The sequence below is a fragment of the Oceanisphaera sp. genome (assembly GCF_048268965.1).
Lineage (GTDB): Bacteria > Pseudomonadota > Gammaproteobacteria > Enterobacterales > Aeromonadaceae > Oceanimonas.
This window is the reverse complement of record NZ_JBLWUK010000030.1, coordinates 21,966-39,043: the sequence shown is the minus strand read 5'-3', so window position 1 is coordinate 39,043 and position 17,078 is coordinate 21,966. Positions and strand designations below refer to the sequence as shown.

Genomic DNA, 17,078 nt, shown 5'->3' with positions numbered 1-17,078 from the left:
GTATTCTACGCATTCCAGATTGTTCGTCAAGCGTTGATTCAAACTTTGTTTCGTTCTCTTCAAACCCTTGTGACCGTAGGCCGGTTGCCCCGTGTCAGTGGATGCGCATTATAGGGAGCGGGAGATTTAGCGCAAGGGCTTTTGTGATAAAAACCGGCCTTTGGTGACTGACCGCTCAAACACCCAGCAAGCACACAACTTATGTACAGAGTTACCCACAAAACACAGCGATCAGCTGAAGATAAGCGCTCGTACTATGATTTTTCTGCCAGCTGATAGCTTACCGCTGACAGCTGTATTTTCTATCTATATAGAAGTCGTTATGATGCTGTTATGTATCCGCTACCTACAGAGCATTTATGACGGCACAGCTGAAAAGTTATAACGGCATCACTCCCACACTGGCGAAAGGTGCATTTGTTGAAGCATCGGCCATCTTGTATGGCGATATTATTCTGGGAGAAGACGCCAGCGTCTGGCCCCTGGTAGCGGCGCGAGGAGATGTGAACGCCATTCGCATTGGCGCCCGCACCAATATTCAAGACGGGGCCGTATTGCATGTGACTCGCCCCAGCGCTGCATTGCCGAATGGCTTGCCCCTGCTAATTGGCGATGATGTCACCGTGGGTCACAAGGCCATGCTGCATGCCTGTGTTATCGGTCATCGTGTCTTGATCGGCATGGGCACCATTGTGCTGGATGGAGCCGAGATCGGCGATGATGTGATTGTGGGGGCCGGTAGCCTGGTACCTCCGGGCAAGAAGCTGGAGTCGGGCTACCTGTATGTCGGTAGCCCGGTAAAAAAAGCGCGCGCATTAACGCCGGAAGAAAAAGCATTTTTGCCTGAGTCGGCCGCGAACTATGTACGCCTTAAAGACGAGTATCTGCAGCAACGGTGAGGCGTGAGGCGTGAGGCGTGATAATTATAGAGTAACAGTCGGACTCTTAGTGTCGCTCTTGGCTTCGACCTTACTGCTCACGCCTTGCCCCTCACAGCCTTATAGATACAAGCCGCCATCGGGGCCAAAAGCTTCCTGACTCACCAACTCGGAGACCAATTCTTCAATATCAAATCGCACCGACTCGAATGCCAGCACGATATTGGCCTCATCAATCAGGCTTTGCCCTGACAGGTGCTCGAGCCGCGCCAGGCTGATAAAGCAATTCACCCTCCCCCCCAGCCACTGGGCGCTAAAGGCGACCCTTTGCTGCTCCGGTTGCCAGTTGAGATCGTCGTTAACGATAATATCCTGATTCATGTCGCTGCCTCCAGTTGAGTACGCAGCGCCACCAGTACCGGCATCATATTCGGCCGTACGCCACGCCATAAATAAAAGCTTTCTGCCGCTTGCCCGACCAGCATCCCCAGGCCATCAAATCTGTGTTCAAGCCCCAGCTCTCTGGCCCAGGCCAGAAATGGCGTTTCTTCACGGCCATACATCATGTCGTACACCCGCGTCTGTGCATGACAGACCTGACTGTCTAATGACAGGGTTTCACCCTGCAGGCTGGCGGAAGTACTGTTGATGATGATATCGAATGCACCACCCAAGGCTTCCAGGGGTTCACTGCTGATATTGCCCAGATGCGCGAATCGTTGTGCCAGCTCGATTGCCCGTGCAGGGGTGCGATTGGCGACCACCAGCTGAGCCGGCTGCTCTGCCAATAGCGGAGACAAGGCTCCCCGCGCCGCACCACCGGCACCCAGTAATAAAACTCTGGCTCCGCTCAGCTCACAGCCCAGACGCTTGAGATCCATGACCAGGCCGGCGCCATCGGTATTGTCCCCCAGCCAGCGGCCATCGGGCATGAGGTGCAGGGTATTCACGGCGCCCGCCAGTTCGGCCCTTGCCGTCAGTTCATCCGCTATATCCAGGGCCTGGGTTTTAAAAGGGACAGTAACGTTGCAGCCTTTACCGCCTTCACGCGCGAAGTGGCTCAGGCTATCGGCAAAGCCATCAAGCGGTGCAAGCAGACGCTGATAGTCGATGTCTTGGCCGGTCTGCTCGGCAAACTGATGGTGAATAAAGGGTGATTGACTGTGCTTGATGGGATGACCGATAACGGCATATCTGTCCATGATACTGGCTCTCGCTTACAATTAAATCAGGTTCTATAGACTCAAGTAGACGATAATATTCACGATATTGCCACTCGGCATGCTTTTTTGGTTGCATTAATTACCAAAACGAATAGATTTTGCGCTAACGAACAAAAATACTGTGGCTAGCTTTGGATACTGAACTCTTAAAAACCTTTCTCGAGGTCTCTCGCACGCGCCATTTTGGCAAGGCAGCGGAACATCTTTATCTGACCCCTTCGGCGGTCAGCTTTCGGATCCGCCAGCTGGAAAGTCAGCTGGGAGTCACCCTGTTTACCCGTTTGCGCAATAATATTCAGCTCACTTCCTCCGGTGATGCGCTGATCCCCCATGCCGAGTCCATGCTGCTGGCCTGGGCCCGGGCGCAACACGAGGTGGCATTGAGTGAACGGCAAACTCAGCAATTGGCGGTGGCGGGAACGGCCAACCTGTGGGATGCCTATCTGCAGGAAGGGTTGCATCGGCTGTACTGCGAACTACCGGCATTATCGTTGCGCGCCGATATTCGTACCCCCGAGCAGATGACCCGCGCTCTTTTGGGCCGGACTCTGGACCTGGCGTTTTTGACCGATCCGGCACGTATCGAAGGCGTGCGCCACATCGCCATTCATACCATGGAGCTACAGCTGGTATCCAGTTATCAGAACCTGGACACAGTCACAGCCATGGCTCAGGATTATATTCGCATCGATTGGGGCACCGCCTTCAATACGCAGCACGCCAAGCTGTTCAATGCGACGACTCCGCCTTTATTGCATACCGGCTCGGTGCGCATCGCCCTTGAGTACCTGTTGCACCATGGCGGCAGCACTTTTTTACCCAGTTCGATGATCAGCAATTATCAGCAGCAAGAGCAGCTGTTTATTGTGGCCGATACGCCGTCGATCAAACGAGAAGTGTACGCGGCGTATCTGCCCGGTGGAGAGCGCCAGGGACTCATCGATCAGGTCGTTGCCCTGTTTGCTCCCCAGGAGGACGAGGCTTAGACCCAGTCTCTTGGCACCAGGAAGTCGTTCAGCCTGGCTTCTGCGGTGCCAGCTTGTGGCTGCCAGTCATACTCCCAACGCGCCAGCGGTGGCATCGACATCAGAATCGACTCGGTACGGCCGCCGGTTTGCAAGCCAAACAGGGTGCCTCGGTCGTACACCAGGTTGAACTCGACGTAACGGCCGCGACGGTATAACTGGAACTGACGCTCCTGCTCTGTGTAAGGCGAGTCTTTGCGCTTTTCAACAATCGGCAAATAGGCGTCCAGGTAACCATGCCCTACCGCCTTCATGAACTCGAAGCACCGCTCGAATGGCCACTGGTTCAAGTCATCGAAGAAGAGTCCGCCCACGCCTCGGGTTTCATCCCTGTGCTTGAGGTAAAAGTAACGGTCGCACCAGGCTTTGTATTCGGGATACACCTGCTCGCCAAAGGGCGCACATAAATCGTGTGACACCTGATGCCAGTGTTTGCAGTCTTCCTCTACGGGATAAAAGGGCGTCAGGTCAAAGCCGCCACCAAACCACCACACCGGATCGGCCCCTTCTTTTTCGGCAATAAAGAAGCGCACATTGGCATGGCTGGTCGGCACATGGGGATTGTTAGGGTGGATGACTAACGACACTCCCATGGCTTCAAAGGAACGCCCTGCCAGCTCTGGCCGATGGGCAGTGGCCGAAGCAGGCATGGCATCGCCATGCACATGAGAAAAGTTAACGCCGCCTTGCTCAATCACGCCGCCATTGCGCATGACGCGACTACGGCCCCCGCCACCTTCGGCTCGAGTCCAACTGTCTTCTTTAAATCGACCCACACCGTCCGCCTGCTCCAGGCTGGCACAGATGTCATCTTGTAGCTGTAACAAAAAGGCTTTTACGGCCGTGATATCGGGTTTAGTACTCATTGTTTTCTCTCTACTATCAGGTTCAGGCGGGACGCAGCACGGCCCCGGTACAGCCATCTCTAATCAGCGAAGGGTTGGCCAGGCCATCTGTCTGCCCGGGCAGTACATAGTCCAGCTCGGCGCCCATTTGCTGAGCCAGCTGGCTGGCACTTCTTGCCGGTGGTTCGCCCGTTTTATTGGCACTGCTGGACACTAGCGGCTTACCGAAGGCCAGACACAGATCATGCACTTGCGAGTGTGCCGTTACGCGAACCGCCAGCGAGTTAAAGCGCCCCTTTAACCAGACAGGCACCTCGGGTCTGGCGGGAATAACCCAGGTGAAGGGCCCGGGCCAGCTCGCCAGTATCACTTCCAGTCGCCCCTCGGGCAGGGCCGCCAGATCCAGATACGGCACCAACTGACTGAAATCAGCCGCTATCAGTACCAAGCCTTTCTCTATGGGTCTTTGTTTGATCTCGAGCAGCCGTTTAACGGCCTCACCGTTATCTGGGTCACAGCCCAGGCCAAACACCGCTTCTGTGGCGTAGCCAATCACGCCACCTTGACGCAGTTGCTCAAGGGCAGGTTGCAATAATTGCGGGTTCATTAAAGTACGACTTCCTTCATATACATAAATGACAGCAACAGGGGGTCAGCGAACCCTGTTGAAAGGCTCGTTAAACAGGCCCTTGCTTTTGATAGCCACAGCCTTTCTTCGGACAATGGATCTGGCCTTTACGCTTGATTAAAATCGCAAAGCCACAGTCGGGGCAGCGCTCGTCAACCGGTTGGTCGTTAAGCACGAATCGGCAGTCGGGGTAATGGTTGCAGGCGTAGAAGCGCTTGCCATAACGCGAGGTTCTGGCCACCAGCTGGCCCTTGTTGCAAATGGGGCACCGGGGTTCGGCTTGTCCCCGATCGTTGATGTCGGCAATGTGATCGCAGTCGGGATAATGAGTGCAGCCGATAAACAAGCCAAACCGCCCTTTTTTCAATGCCAGCGGGTGACCACACCGGGGGCACTCGCTGCCATCCAGCACTCTTTCTATGTCTTGGTCGTGTTCGATGACTTTGAGGGGGCGCACATAGTCACAGGCAGGGTAAGAGGCACAACCAATAAAGGCGCCATGCTTACCATGACGCAACTCCAGGGTTGCACCGCATTGGGGACAGGGTTCTTTATCCCAATCAGGAGTACTCTCTTGGGTATTAAACAGACTGGGATCGATTTTCGACATACCGCGCCTCCGAATTCATTTGCTAAATTCTACCAGCGCGGCTGCCGATTGTCAGTGAAGCATCCCTTCGGGCTGTTCAAAGATGAGCTCTTCCAGCTGATGATAGGCAGACTCGCTGCCGGGTACGTTAAACAGCACCATCATCACCACCCACTTGAGATCGTCCAGTTCTATTTCCGGTGGATCCAGTTCCATCAGCCGGTCGATGACTATTTCGCGGGTTTCCGCGTTCAGCACCTTGATCTGCTCCAGAAACAGCAAGAAACCACGGCCCTGAGCATCAATTTTATAGGTCTCTTCCTGAGTGTAGATACGGAAAGAGCCGGGCTCGGATCTGGCCCAGATGGGCGCTTCCTCGGCTTCCTGCAAATCGGCCAAACGTTCCAGCCACGCCAGTGCCTTTAGAATTTCCTGTTTATGAAATCCCGCCTGGGTTAATTCATCGGCGAGAGCATCCTGTTCTACCGCTGCATCTACATCGGTGTGAATGTAGGTTTCGAATAAGTACATCAGTACTTCGAACATGATCAACCCCTCCTCGCTCTGACATAACCCCCGGGTACAGTTTCCACCCAGCCAGCCAATTCCAGCTCGACCAACCGGGTTAGCACTTCCTGCACCGGCTGTTGGCAACGGGATGCAATTAAATCCAACGCCGTTACCTCTAAACCTACGTTATCCAACAACTCGGGATAAGGCAATAACTCCTCTGGCCTCGCAGGCAATATTTTGACCGCCGCCACCGAAAACGCCACCAGCTCCTCAAGAATATCGTTGGCACTGATCACCAGCTTGGCCCCCTGCTGGATCAGCTTATTGCACCCCAGCGCCAACGGGTTTTGCCTGGCTCCGGGAATGGCAAACACTTCCCGCCCCTGCTCAATGGCATAGCGGGCGGTGATCAGAGAACCACTGCGCTCGGCCGCCTCCACCACCAGTACCCCCAAACTCAAGCCGCTGATAATACGATTACGGCGTGGAAAATGATGTGCCAGGGGGCCCAGCCAGGGATAGCATTCCGACAGCAAGGCCCCACCGCCCTCTATGAGCTCAGCGGCCAACCGCTGATGCCGCTTGGGGTAACACTTTTCCAGCCCCGAGCCCAACACCGCCAATGTGGTTCCGCCTGCGTCCAGCGCTGCCCTGTGGCTTAGCCCATCGACGCCAATGGCCAGCCCGGAGGTAATGATGGCCCCGGCCTCCACGAGATCAGGGATCAGGTTGCGGGTGTTTTCCTTACCGACATAAGATGGGTGTCGACTGCCCACCACGGCAATTTGTGGTTGAGATAACCCGGCAAGCTCCCCCTCCACAAACAGTAACAAGGGGGCAGCTGTGGTTTCCTTTAGCTGCTCGGGGTAGTCGGGATCATCCCAGGTTAAAATATGCCGATTGGCCGCCCCCTGCTGCCAGGCCAGCAGGGACTCCAGCAGCTCAAAATGTGCCGTGTGCAGCTGCCGTCGTTGTTCCGGGTTGAAGTTACAATGTGCAAGCTGCTCAGATTGATACCATTTGTCACCCAGCTTGCGCCGTATTCGAATCGCTCGAACCGGGCCTATGCCATGGGTGTGCTGCAGTGCCAACCAGGGTAATAACGGATGTTGCTGTAAGTTCGCCGCTGTCATCTGCCACCTCATCCATAAGCCTGGCCATGTCATTCCATGATATGAAGCGCTGCCGGAGGTCCACTCCAAGCGTAATAAATCGCCATAAACCGGCTATTCGGCAGGCTAAGCCGGCCCTGGTTTCATTGCCGCTGCGACCTTATGTTAACTCTTGCTGTTTTTTGTGTGCTTACATGGCTAAAATACTATCAATATCGATAGATAAATGAGCTAGGTAGACATGGCAAAAGTATTAAAAGTATTACGTTTCCCCGATGAGCGACTGCGTACCATCGCCAAGCCCATCACTGAATTCACCCCTGCGTTACAGCAAACTATAGATGATATGTTTGAAACCATGTACGCAGAAGAGGGTATCGGCCTGGCGGCAACGCAAGTCGACGTCCACCAACAGCTGATCGTGATCGACGCATCCGAGGACAGAACGCAGCGACTGGTGTTGATCAACCCCGAGATCCTCGAGCAAAGCGGCAGCACCGGTATTGAGGAAGGCTGCCTGTCGGTACCTGGCGCGCGGGCGCTGGTAGAAAGAGCCGAATTCGTCAAGGTTCGCGCCCAAAACGAGCACGGCGAGACCTTCGAGCTGGAAGCCGACGACCTGCTGGCCATTTGCATCCAGCATGAGATGGACCACTTGATCGGCAAGCTGTTTGTCGATTACCTGTCACCGCTCAAGCGCCAGCGTATTCGCCAGAAAATGGAAAAACTGACCAAACAAGAAGCCCTCTAAATTCTAATAATAAAGGACATACATTGAGCCCACTCAATATCGTTTTTGCCGGTACCCCAGACTTTGCGGCCCGTCACTTACAGGCTCTGCTCGACTCCGAGCACAACATCATAGCCGTTTACACCCAGCCGGACCGACCCGCTGGTCGTGGCAAAAAACTGACCGCAAGCCCGGTCAAGGTGGCGGCCGAACAGGCAGGCATTCAAGTATTGCAACCCCAAAGCCTGCGCAACGAAGCAGCCCAGCAGCAGCTGGCCGCCCTGAATGCCGACATCATGGTGGTGGTGGCCTATGGCCTGATTCTGCCTCAAGCCGTGCTGGATGCTCCACGACTGGGCTGTATCAATGTTCATGGCTCCCTGCTGCCACGCTGGCGGGGTGCAGCGCCGATTCAACGCGCCATCTGGGCCGGTGATCAACACACGGGCGTCACCATAATGCAGATGGATAAAGGGCTGGATACCGGCGCCATGCTGCATACGGCGCAGCTGCCCATAGAGGCGAGCGACACCTCGGCCAGCCTGTACGAAAAGCTGGCCAACATAGGGCCTCAAGCCTTGCTGCAGAGCCTGAATGATATTGCCAACGGGCGCGCTACCGCCGTAGCCCAGGACGATGCGCTGGCCAATTATGCAGAAAAGCTCTCTAAAGAAGAGGCTCGCATCGACTGGCAGCAACCGGCTGCACACATAGAACGCTGCGTACGAGCCTTCAACCCCTGGCCCTTCAGCTACTTTATGGTCGGTGAGCACAATATCAAGGTGTGGCAAAGCGAGGTGTTGGCCGACAGCCCTGAGCTGACGAACAGCGGCGAACCGGCACCCGGCACTATCATTCAAGCCAGTAAAACGGGTATAGACGTCGCAACCGGCGCCGGTGTATTGCGCCTGCTGAGCCTGCAGGTACCCGGTAAGAAAGCCATGAGCTGCCAAGACCTTCTCAACGCCCGCAAAGACTGGTTCCAACCTGGTAACAGCTTGGCCTGAACTCCTTTAACTCAGTGGTAATCCTATGAAAACCCGTGCCGCCGCCGCTAATATTCTGCATCAAGTGCTGAATCAGGGGCAGTCGTTATCGACCCTGCTCCCGCGCTATCAACAAGAGGTTGCCGCCAAAGATCGCGCCCTGCTGCAGGAGCTGTGTTTTGGCACCTTGCGCTGGTACAGCCGACTCGACGCCATGACCAAGCCACTGCTGGAAAAACCGCTCAAGGGAAAATACCGCGTGGTGCATTCCCTGATCCTGGTCGGCATCTATCAGCTGCTGTATACCCGCATTCCGGCCCACGCCGCACTGGCCGAAACCGTCAACGCCTGCAAGATACTGAAAGCCGAGCCGTTCAAGGGCATGGTCAACGGTGTATTGCGCAATGTTCAGCGCCAGCAAGATGAACTGACGGCCAAGGTCGACGCCTTGCCACAGCTACGTTTGGCGCACCCCAACTGGTTATTCAAGAGAATACAGCACGCCTATCCCGAGCAGTGGCAGGATATTCTGACCGCCAATAACCAGCATCCCCCCATGTGGATCCGGGTCAACCAAAGCCGGCATACTCCTGAACAATATCTGGCGTTGTTGCAACAAGACGGGCTGGACGCCACCCCCGATACCCAGGCTCACAGCGCACTGCGCCTGGCGCGTCCGGTCGATGTCGCCACCCTGCCCGGTTTTGACCAGGGGCATAGTTCGGTACAGGATGCCGCGGCGCAAATGGCCGCCCAACTGCTGGATGCGCAAGCGGGCGAGCGGGTGCTGGATGCCTGTGCCGCTCCCGGTGGCAAAACCGCTCATATTCTGGAGCGTCAACCGCAACTGGCTCAGCTGGTGGCGGTGGATATGGATGGCGAGCGCCTCAAGCGAGTGCATCAAAATCTGGACCGTATTGGCCTGCACGCCACCGTACTGCAAGGCGACGCGGCCCAACCTGCCGACTGGTGGCAAGGAGACGCTTTCGATCGCATTTTGCTGGATGCGCCCTGCTCGGCGACCGGCGTGATTCGACGCCACCCCGACATCAAGTGGCTGCGTCGCCCGGAAGACATTGCCCAGCTGGCACAGTTGCAGGCACAGATCCTGGACGCGCTGTGGCAACAGCTTAAACCCGGTGGCACCCTGCTTTATGCTACTTGCTCCATCCTGCCGGATGAAAACAGCGAGCAGATCAAGGCGTTTTTAAGCCGCACCCCCGACGCGCAGCATATGGCATTACACTCAGGGGATACGCCCGAGCAGCCCGGCTGGCAATTACTGCCAGGAGCCGAACAGCGGGACGGCTTTTATTATGCCAAGCTGAGTAAATTAGCATGAAAATCATCATTCTGGGTGCCGGTCAGGTAGGGGGAACCCTGGCGGAAAACCTGGTGGGCGAGAATAACGACATCACCATAGTCGACACCAACGCCGATCGGCTGCGCGAGTTGCAGGATAAATACGACTTGCGTGTCGTCAACGGCCATGGGGCTTACCCCAATGTGCTGCGCGAAGCCGGTGCCCAGGATGCCGATATGCTGGTGGCGGTGACCAGCAGCGACGAAACCAACATGATTGCCTGTCAGGTGGCTTACTCGCTGTTTAACACCCCCAACAAGGTGGCCCGTATTCGCTCGCCGGAGTTTCTGGCCGAACGTGAACGGTTGTTTCTTAACGAGGCGTTGCCGGTCGACAACCTGATAGCCCCCGAGCAGTTGGTGACCGAATATATCTATCGCCTGATCCAGTACCCTGGTGCCTTGCAGGTGGTGGACTTTGCCGAAGGCAAGGTCGGTCTGGTGGCGATTAAAGCCTATTACGGCGGCTCCCTGGTGGGCAATGCCCTGTCCAGCCTGCGCGATCACATGCCCGGCATAGACACCCGAGTAGCAGCCATCTTTCGCCAGGACAGACCCATCCGGCCGCAAGGCACCACCATTATCGAAGCCGATGACGAGGTGTTCTTCGTGGCGGCCAGCGGCAATATTCGCGCGGTCATGTCCGAGTTGCAGCGCCTGGAAAAAGACTATAAACGCATCATGATCGTTGGCGGCGGCCATGTGGGCGCCGGCCTGGCCCGGCGGCTGGAAAAGCACTACTCGGTGAAGTTGATTGAGCACAACCTGAAACGCGCCGAACAGCTCTCTGAACTGCTGGAGAACACCATCGTTTTTTGTGGCGATGCGGCGGACGAAGAACTACTGCTTGAAGAGCATATCGATCAGGTGGATGTGTTTATCGCCGTCACCAACCAGGATGAAGCCAACATCATGTCGGCCATGCTGGCCAAGAAGCTGGGCGCCAGAAAAACCATGGTATTGATACAACGCAGTGCCTATGTAGATTTAGTGCAAGGCGGCAGCATAGATGTGGCCATTTCACCGCAACAAGCCACCATATCGGCACTGCTTACCCATGTGAGACGCGCCGATATTGTGAACGTTTACTCGCTGCGACGCGGGGCGGCCGAGGCCATTGAGGCCATTGCGCACGGCGACAGTGCGACCTCCAAGGTAGTGGGCCGCCAGGTCGGTGAGCTGAAACTTCCGCCGGGCACCACCATAGGCGCCATAGTGCGGGGGGACGAGGTGATCATTGGCCATGACCAAACGGTCATCGAGCAAAATGACCACGTGATTCTGTTTTTGGTCGACAAGAAGTTTATTCCGGAAGTGGAGCGCCTGTTCCAGCCCAGCCCCTTCTTCCTGTAGGGCTCGTTTACTGCTCTTAGGAGAAACGGATGTTTAACCTGAGACCCATTGCCTTTATCCTGAGCAAGGCGCTGTCCAAGCTGGCCCTGTTCATGTGGCTACCAACTCTGCTGGCGCTGTCGGGGCAGAGCCTGGGGTTTCAGGAGTTTTTACTGGCGACCCTGCTCACTCATGCCATTGCACTGCTACTACTGCTGGCAGGCCAGCGGGAACAGATTCACCTCAGGATCAAGGAGATGTTTCTCGCCACCACTCTGGTGTGGCTCTCTGTTTGTGTCTTTGGCGCCCTGCCCTTTGTCTTTATCAGCCACATTGATTTTACCGATGCTTTCTTCGAAACCATGTCGGGCGTCACCACCACCGGCTCGACCGTATTAACCGGCCTGGACACCCAGCCCTCCGCCATACTGTTATGGCGCTCGGTACTGCAATGGCTGGGTGGAGTGGGTTTTATTGTGGCCGCCGTCGCCATATTGCCTTATCTCAACGTGGGCGGGATGAAGCTCTTTAAAACCGAGTCTTCCGACTGGTCCGATAAAAGCGCGCCCAGGGCCGCCACCATGGCCAAACGCATAGTACGGCTGTATCTGGCGCTTACCCTGCTCTGCATCGCCAGTTATTACCTGTTCTCGGACATGAGTGCCTTTGAGGCGGTAAACCATGCCATGACCACCCTCAGTACCGGCGGCTACTCCACCTCCGATAGTTCCATGAACCATTTTTCACCCCCGGCTCACTGGGTGGGCATGGTATTCATGTTTCTGGGCGGACTGCCTTTTTTGCTCATGGTCAACAGCCTACAGCAACAGAACTTCCATCTGTTCCGGGATGCTCAGGTTAGAGGCTTTATCGCCCTGCTCATCGGCTCCGGCCTGGTGCTGAGCCTGTACCTTTGGCTCACCGGCCGCTATCCGCTGGCAGATGCCATTCGCGTTGCTTTATTCAATCTGATTTCGGTGATCACCACCACCGGCTATGGCCTGGACGATTTTGGTGCCTGGGGTGCCTTTCCCCTGGTCCTGTTTGCCTTGCTGATGGTATGTGGTGCCTGCTCTGGTTCCACTGCTGGCGGCTTCAAGATTTTTCGCTTTCAGGTAGGCATGACCTTGTTCAGCAAGCAGCTGCATCTGTTGATGCACCCCAGGGCCGTGGTGGGGCAACGCTATAACGGCCGCCATGTTAACGACAACATAGTGCGCTCACTGATCACCTTTATCTTTGCCTACTTCGCCACCATAGTGATACTGGCACTCTTGCTGACACTGCTGTCGCTGCCGCCGCAAGTGGCCATTAGTGCCGCCATGACGGCCGTCGCCAATGTAGGCCCGGGCATAGGAGATGCGATAGGCCCGAACGGTAATTTTGCCGACTTGCCCGATGCCGCCAAATGGTTGCTGGCGTTGGGCATGCTGATGGGGCGCCTGGAAATCATGACGGTCATGGTGCTGTTCTTTCCCGGTTTCTGGCGAAACCAGTAATAACACAACACGGTAGTACGCCTTACGCTATACGCCGTAAGCTACAGACAGATACTGTCTTTCTTTACTCACAGCGTACCGCCGTCCAAAGAGCTTGATGTTAATTTTTCCGTGGATTTCGTGAATTTCGTGGATTCCGTGGCAAAGAAGTCTTTATACCAAACTGAGTAAGTAACTGATCTATTTAGCTGTACTGTAAAGGCCGAACGAAGGGTCTACTCCACCGACACGCTGCAAGCACCTCCCTGTGGCGCTCAAACACATGACATCCTTGTCATGTGATGGTCGATGGAGTAGATCCCTTCATCCGCCCCAGGCTGTGGAGTTGCCTGTTGGTGCTATCTATAGACAACTCGGTGCTTGCGGAGAGGCAACAGAGATCGGCTCCCACGACCGTGACAATGCAGGGATGGCATTTCCCGAGCCCCCATGGGGCAGCTTGCTGCCGTGTATCTTTGTTGGGTAATGGACCGAATATCCTGTGAATATTCGCAGCCTTTACGCAGCAAAGATGGCTAGCCCAGTGGCGTGTCGTGGGAGGTGGCTGTGTTGCCTCAGAACTCCAGTTTAAAATAGATCATAAATTTATGTAGATAGGTATTAGTCTTTAACAGCTGTTTTCTGGCAGGCGGTCTTCTTCGGTAGCCCTTTCCCGCAGGTGCTCGGGCAGGGGCTTGGTGACTTCTACCCCCAACTCGCGAAAGGATTCTGCCTGGCGGATCAGGTTGCCGCGGCCACTGCTTAGCTTCTTCATGGCGCGCTGGTAATTATCGTCGGCTCGGCGCAACGACTGACCTACGGCTTCCATATCCTCCGTGAACGAGCGCAGTTTTTCATAAATTTTACCCGCCGATTCGGCGATTTTACGCGCATTGTGATTTTGCCGCTCTACTCGCCACAGGTTTTCTATGGTGCGTAATGCCACCAGCAAGTTGGTGGGGCTGACCAGCAGAATATTATGGTCCAGCGCGTATTTGATGAGCGCCGGCTCGGCTTCTACCGCCACCAGAAACGCCGGCTCTACCGCGACAAACATCAACACATAGTCCAGGGTTCTTACCCCCTGCAAGTGCTGATAATCTTTGCGGCCCAGCTCGCGAATATGACCGCGCACCGAGGCCACATGATCCCGCAGCGCCTGCTCGCGCGTCAGCGCATCGTCGCCATTGAAATAACGCTCATAGGCCGTCAGCGAGACTTTGGCATCGATGATAATGTCTTTGTCCTGGGGCAGGTGCACGATGACATCCGGCTGATAACGCTTGCCCTCGGCATTGTTCAAACTCATCTGGGTGCTGTATTCGTGCCCTTCACGCAAGCCAGATTCAGACAGCACCCGAGACAAGACCACCTCGCCCCAGTTACCCTGCTGTTTGCTGTCGCCTTTAAGGGCCCGGGTGAGCGCCGAGGTATCGGCACTCATCTGCTGGTGCAGCTCTGCCAGCCGCTCTATTTCAAATTTCAGGCTATGGCGCTGACGGCTTTCATCGACATAGGTTTCCTGCATGCTGCGCCTGAACCCTTCCAATTGCTCACGCAGGGGCGACAGCAACCCTTCCAGGCTGTTCTGGTTCAGTTCACGGAAGTTATGGGTTTTTTGCTCGAAAATGCGTTGGGCCAGATTTTCAAACTGCTGGCCAAGCCGAGCTTCGCTGGCGGCCCACTCGGCCTGTTTTTCTGCCGCCCATTGGCGTTCCTGGCGCAACAGGGTTTCGTATTCTTTCAACCGGCCATTCATCTTCAGCACCAGCTGTTGCTGTTGCTCCAGTCGTTGTCTGGTCTCTTGCAGTTCGCCGGATTTATCGTTTAGCTGAGCCTGTAACTGCCGGTTTTGCTGGGCCAGCAGCTGCAAACGGGCACCCAGGCTCAGGTGGGTTAGCCCCCAGCCGGTAATAGCGGTGGCCGCCGCCAGTAAATAGGGCCAGATCTCGCTGAGTATGGGCATCATCAGCGCCTGCGCTGTTCAAGCAAGGCCAGCACCCGGCGATTAAAGCGCAACCAAAGCAGAACGTAAAACAGATAAAACAGGATAATCAACCATTTGTGCTGGTTAACACCGTTGTCGAATACCGCCAGCGGTATACCACGCAGTTGCGTGTATAACACCACCAGCAGGGGAAACATCAAAAACACCGACCAGCGCCAGCACTGACTCAGTAAAGAAATGATAAAATCGTTATTCAAGGCGTCTGTCCAACAAGCCGATAAGCAGCCGTCAGCTTAACAGTGACGGCAACAGAATTCAGCCATTCACATTCAGATAGTGTTTAAGCTGCTCCGACGGTATCGAGCTGCTGGAGGACAAGGTGTACGCCGCCCACTGACTGGCCTGAGTCAGCACTGCGGCCATGGGCAGGCCCGTCAGCAAGCCATGGATCAGGCCGCCGGCAAACGCATCGCCCGCCCCAGTGGCATCCACCACCGACACCGGCCGAGCGGGTATTTGCAGGTGCTGGGTCGCAGAAAATGCCTCTACGCCCTGCTCTCCGTGGGTAACCACCAGCCATTGCAGGTCGGCCCCGGCCAGCTGTTGACCGTGGTGCCATAAGTCCTGCTGCTGTGCCAGATCCGCTGCGGAGGCGATCATCACCTGGCAAGGGCGTGAATCACAACCGCCTTTGGGATACTGGCTGACCACCAGACCGGATGCCGCCATTTGTGCCATATACGCAGCGACGTCGGCTCCCTCATAATTCACATACAAGCAGTCCACGCTGTCGGTCGGCAGCGTACCGGGCAAGGCCGGTCGCCGGTGCTGACGCAAAATAGTGCGCTCCCCCCGACCGTCGACCAGCACCAGCAACTCACCGGTTTCACCGTCAAATTGCTCCACATGGCTGATATCCAGCCCCAGCTCGGCCGCCTTCTGCAACAGCCAGTGTCCCGTGCTGTCCTGCCCGACTCGAGCCAGAATGCTCACCTGATGTCCAGCCCATAACAGGCCCGTGCCGGTGTTCGCCCCGCCACCGCCCAAACGGCGGCCCAAATCCCGATACTGCAAGCGGCTTCCCGCTTGCAGTGGCTCATCCAGCGACAACACGTGATCACAATTCAAGTTGGCCAGCAGCCGTATTTTTGCCATCAATAACCTTTAACGCTATTTAACCGTTACTGTAATCACATCGGACATCAGGGCGGGCTGATGGGGCACATGCTGGGCGTCACCCAGCACCAGCTGCAACTTATACTCACCCGGCGCCAGCTCGAGTTCGGTTTCGGTCTGGCCACCGCCAAAGTGGCGTATCTGATCGTTGGCAGGCAAGGGCTGCGTCAAGTCAGGCATCGACTCCTGATTGATCAGCAAGTGATGGTGGCCGGTATTTTCCCGCACCACGCCCGCCGGGGCCACGCCCATGCCTTCCAGGCCAAAGCGCACCGTAAACTCGGAGCTCAGGGTGTCGCCATCTGCCGGGCTGATAAAGTAAACCCGAGCCCCTTCCGGTGCCGGGGTGGCCGACACGGATAATGCCGCCAGCAGGGTTGCCGTACTCAATAGCGATATCATTTTCATCAGCGTGATTCCTTAGAAGAGTGTCTGCTCAAGCATAGCAGCTAGGCGCTTGGCCATGGCTGCTGATTACATTAAGCCAGCATCTAGTCGGCTCGGCTCACATAACGCTTATCCGTGGTGTGCAGGCGCACTTTATCGCCTATTTTCAAGTATTCCGGCACCTGTATCGTCAGGCCGGTAGCGAAGCTGGCCGGCTTGGTGCGCGCAGATGCAGACGCGCCCTTCATCTCTGGCGTGGTATCAATAATCACCATCTCCACCGTTTGTGGCAGCTCCAGTCCGATGACCTGTCCCTCAATCAGCAGCGCCTGAATGCCCTGGGTGTTTTCATCCAGAAACAACAGCTCTTCGGTAATATCGGCGCTGCGAATGGGATACTGGCTGTAGTCTTCGTTATCCATGAAGATATGCTCATCTGCGTCTATATACGACAGCACTACATTACGCCGCTGCAGCTCTATGGTCTGTAGCTGCTCGTCACCCTTGAACCGCTCCTCTACTTTGAGTCCGGTCTTAAGATCGGTAAAGCGCATTTTATACAAGGTGTTCGCGCCGCGAGCGCTGGGGCTTTGAACATCAATATCACGCACCATCAGCAGCTTGCCATCCAGTTCGATCACTATGCCTTTTTTAACTTCACTTGCCCGTGTCATGCAGCGTCTCCAAATACATGCCTTAACATAAGGTGAAACAACATCTTAGCCAAGACGCGACCTTTGGGCCAGCGTCCGGCAGCAGGATATGCCAAACGGATTACATCACGACTCCCCCTGCTGACCCGGTACAGATCGAGCCCGGGCCCGAAACGACGAGGCCGCCCCATGGGGCGGCCTCGTTGGTTTGGG

Annotated in this window: 19 protein-coding genes; 7 read left to right on the top strand and 12 right to left on the bottom strand. The window is 55.8% G+C overall.

The features are described from left to right. The first annotated feature begins 359 nt into the window (after positions 1-359). Entirely contained in the window at positions 360-899 is a 540-nt protein-coding gene (locus ACN0VL_RS12570; protein WP_417617882.1) for a gamma carbonic anhydrase family protein, read from the top strand. A gap of 99 nt (positions 900-998) precedes the next feature. Here the strand turns inward: ACN0VL_RS12570 and ACN0VL_RS12565 are convergent, their stop codons facing one another. Further along, positions 999-1,259 carry a DUF1488 domain-containing protein gene (locus tag ACN0VL_RS12565; protein WP_417617880.1) on the bottom strand — a complete coding sequence of 87 codons (261 nt, stop codon included), beginning with the start codon at positions 1,257-1,259 and terminating at the stop codon, positions 999-1,001. Then, complete coding sequence (aroE, locus tag ACN0VL_RS12560; protein WP_417617878.1) at positions 1,256-2,080, bottom strand: shikimate dehydrogenase; 825 nt, start codon at positions 2,078-2,080, stop codon at positions 1,256-1,258. The genes ACN0VL_RS12565 and aroE overlap by 4 nt, the downstream gene beginning before the upstream one ends. A 152-nt stretch (positions 2,081-2,232) precedes the next feature. On the opposite strand from aroE, the gene hdfR reads away from it, so the two are divergent. Continuing rightward, a complete protein-coding gene (gene hdfR / locus ACN0VL_RS12555) occupies positions 2,233-3,087 on the top strand; it encodes an HTH-type transcriptional regulator HdfR (protein WP_417617876.1) in 855 nt (284 codons plus the stop codon). Here hdfR and hemF read toward each other — a convergent pair. From hemF to dprA, 5 genes are all read right to left on the bottom strand, one after another. Next, positions 3,084-3,992, bottom strand: a complete 909-nt coding sequence (hemF, locus tag ACN0VL_RS12550; protein ID WP_417617874.1) for an oxygen-dependent coproporphyrinogen oxidase — start codon at positions 3,990-3,992, stop codon at positions 3,084-3,086. The two genes, hdfR and hemF, sit on opposite strands and share 4 nt — an antisense overlap. Positions 3,993-4,014: 22 nt before the next feature. Further along, positions 4,015-4,578, bottom strand: a complete 564-nt coding sequence (locus tag ACN0VL_RS12545) for a Sua5/YciO/YrdC/YwlC family protein (protein ID WP_417617872.1) — start codon at positions 4,576-4,578, stop codon at positions 4,015-4,017. Positions 4,579-4,648: 70 nt separating this feature from the next. Then, positions 4,649-5,209, bottom strand: a complete 561-nt coding sequence (locus ACN0VL_RS12540; RefSeq protein WP_417617870.1) for a topoisomerase DNA-binding C4 zinc finger domain-containing protein — start codon at positions 5,207-5,209, stop codon at positions 4,649-4,651. A 51-nt stretch (positions 5,210-5,260) separates the two neighbouring features. Continuing rightward, positions 5,261-5,734, bottom strand: a complete 474-nt coding sequence (locus ACN0VL_RS12535; protein ID WP_417617868.1) for a DUF494 family protein — start codon at positions 5,732-5,734, stop codon at positions 5,261-5,263. 2 nt (positions 5,735-5,736) lie between these two features. Then, positions 5,737-6,834 carry a DNA-processing protein DprA gene (gene dprA / locus ACN0VL_RS12530; protein ID WP_417617867.1) on the bottom strand — a complete coding sequence of 366 codons (1,098 nt, stop codon included), beginning with the start codon at positions 6,832-6,834 and terminating at the stop codon, positions 5,737-5,739. 220 nt (positions 6,835-7,054) lie between these two features. On the opposite strand from dprA, the gene def reads away from it, so the two are divergent. From def to ACN0VL_RS12505, 5 genes are read left to right on the top strand one after another with little or no spacing between them, the layout of a single operon-like run. Further along, positions 7,055-7,564, top strand: coding sequence for a peptide deformylase (gene def / locus ACN0VL_RS12525; protein ID WP_417617866.1), 510 nt, complete (start codon positions 7,055-7,057; stop codon positions 7,562-7,564). Between the two features lie 23 nt (positions 7,565-7,587). Further along, positions 7,588-8,550 (top strand): methionyl-tRNA formyltransferase, encoded by a 963-nt coding sequence (gene fmt, locus ACN0VL_RS12520; protein ID WP_417617864.1) that lies wholly within the window; start codon positions 7,588-7,590, stop codon positions 8,548-8,550. Between the two features lie 25 nt (positions 8,551-8,575). Beyond that, on the top strand, positions 8,576-9,871 hold the full coding sequence (gene rsmB / locus ACN0VL_RS12515) for a 16S rRNA (cytosine(967)-C(5))-methyltransferase RsmB (RefSeq protein WP_417617862.1): 1,296 nt from the start codon (positions 8,576-8,578) through the stop codon (positions 9,869-9,871). Beyond that, positions 9,868-11,244, top strand: coding sequence for a Trk system potassium transporter TrkA (gene trkA, locus ACN0VL_RS12510; RefSeq protein WP_417617860.1), 1,377 nt, complete (start codon positions 9,868-9,870; stop codon positions 11,242-11,244). Before rsmB ends, trkA begins: the two co-directional genes overlap by 4 nt. Positions 11,245-11,273: 29 nt before the next feature. Further along, positions 11,274-12,722 carry a TrkH family potassium uptake protein gene (locus ACN0VL_RS12505; protein WP_417617858.1) on the top strand — a complete coding sequence of 483 codons (1,449 nt, stop codon included), beginning with the start codon at positions 11,274-11,276 and terminating at the stop codon, positions 12,720-12,722. Between the two features lie 607 nt (positions 12,723-13,329). On the opposite strand, the gene rmuC is transcribed toward ACN0VL_RS12505, so the two are convergent. The 5 genes from rmuC to yeiP form a co-directional block, all read right to left on the bottom strand. After that, positions 13,330-14,670 carry a DNA recombination protein RmuC gene (gene rmuC / locus ACN0VL_RS12500; RefSeq protein ID WP_417617856.1) on the bottom strand — a complete coding sequence of 447 codons (1,341 nt, stop codon included), beginning with the start codon at positions 14,668-14,670 and terminating at the stop codon, positions 13,330-13,332. Next, positions 14,670-14,906: a hypothetical protein gene (locus ACN0VL_RS12495; protein WP_417617855.1), complete on the bottom strand. Its 237-nt coding sequence runs from the start codon at positions 14,904-14,906 to the stop codon at positions 14,670-14,672. The genes rmuC and ACN0VL_RS12495 overlap by 1 nt, the downstream gene beginning before the upstream one ends. Before the next feature lie 58 nt (positions 14,907-14,964). Further along, complete coding sequence (locus tag ACN0VL_RS12490) at positions 14,965-15,804, bottom strand: PfkB family carbohydrate kinase (protein WP_417617853.1); 840 nt, start codon at positions 15,802-15,804, stop codon at positions 14,965-14,967. 15 nt (positions 15,805-15,819) lie between these two features. Continuing rightward, complete coding sequence (locus ACN0VL_RS12485; RefSeq protein WP_417617851.1) at positions 15,820-16,233, bottom strand: DUF4399 domain-containing protein; 414 nt, start codon at positions 16,231-16,233, stop codon at positions 15,820-15,822. 83 nt (positions 16,234-16,316) lie between these two features. Next, on the bottom strand, positions 16,317-16,886 hold the full coding sequence (gene yeiP, locus ACN0VL_RS12480; protein ID WP_417617849.1) for an elongation factor P-like protein YeiP: 570 nt from the start codon (positions 16,884-16,886) through the stop codon (positions 16,317-16,319). Positions 16,887-17,078: the final 192 nt, after the last annotated feature.

Excerpts from the sequence above, each read along its gene's own strand:
- ACN0VL_RS12570 (WP_417617882.1), top strand. The coding sequence starts at position 360 with ATGACGGCACAGCTGAAAAGTTATAACGGCATCACTCCCACACTGGCG.
- ACN0VL_RS12565 (WP_417617880.1), bottom strand. The coding sequence starts at position 1,259 with ATGAATCAGGATATTATCGTTAACGACGATCTCAACTGGCAACCGGAG.
- aroE (WP_417617878.1), bottom strand. The coding sequence starts at position 2,080 with ATGGACAGATATGCCGTTATCGGTCATCCCATCAAGCACAGTCAATCA.
- hemF (WP_417617874.1), bottom strand. The coding sequence starts at position 3,992 with ATGAGTACTAAACCCGATATCACGGCCGTAAAAGCCTTTTTGTTACAG.
- ACN0VL_RS12545 (WP_417617872.1), bottom strand. The coding sequence starts at position 4,578 with ATGAACCCGCAATTATTGCAACCTGCCCTTGAGCAACTGCGTCAAGGT.
- ACN0VL_RS12540 (WP_417617870.1), bottom strand. The coding sequence starts at position 5,209 with ATGTCGAAAATCGATCCCAGTCTGTTTAATACCCAAGAGAGTACTCCT.
- ACN0VL_RS12535 (WP_417617868.1), bottom strand. The coding sequence starts at position 5,734 with ATGTTCGAAGTACTGATGTACTTATTCGAAACCTACATTCACACCGAT.
- dprA (WP_417617867.1), bottom strand. The coding sequence starts at position 6,834 with ATGACAGCGGCGAACTTACAGCAACATCCGTTATTACCCTGGTTGGCA.
- def (WP_417617866.1), top strand. The coding sequence starts at position 7,055 with ATGGCAAAAGTATTAAAAGTATTACGTTTCCCCGATGAGCGACTGCGT.
- rsmB (WP_417617862.1), top strand. The coding sequence starts at position 8,576 with ATGAAAACCCGTGCCGCCGCCGCTAATATTCTGCATCAAGTGCTGAAT.
- trkA (WP_417617860.1), top strand. The coding sequence starts at position 9,868 with ATGAAAATCATCATTCTGGGTGCCGGTCAGGTAGGGGGAACCCTGGCG.
- ACN0VL_RS12505 (WP_417617858.1), top strand. The coding sequence starts at position 11,274 with ATGTTTAACCTGAGACCCATTGCCTTTATCCTGAGCAAGGCGCTGTCC.
- rmuC (WP_417617856.1), bottom strand. The coding sequence starts at position 14,670 with ATGATGCCCATACTCAGCGAGATCTGGCCCTATTTACTGGCGGCGGCC.
- ACN0VL_RS12490 (WP_417617853.1), bottom strand. The coding sequence starts at position 15,804 with ATGGCAAAAATACGGCTGCTGGCCAACTTGAATTGTGATCACGTGTTG.
- ACN0VL_RS12485 (WP_417617851.1), bottom strand. The coding sequence starts at position 16,233 with ATGAAAATGATATCGCTATTGAGTACGGCAACCCTGCTGGCGGCATTA.
- yeiP (WP_417617849.1), bottom strand. The coding sequence starts at position 16,886 with ATGACACGGGCAAGTGAAGTTAAAAAAGGCATAGTGATCGAACTGGAT.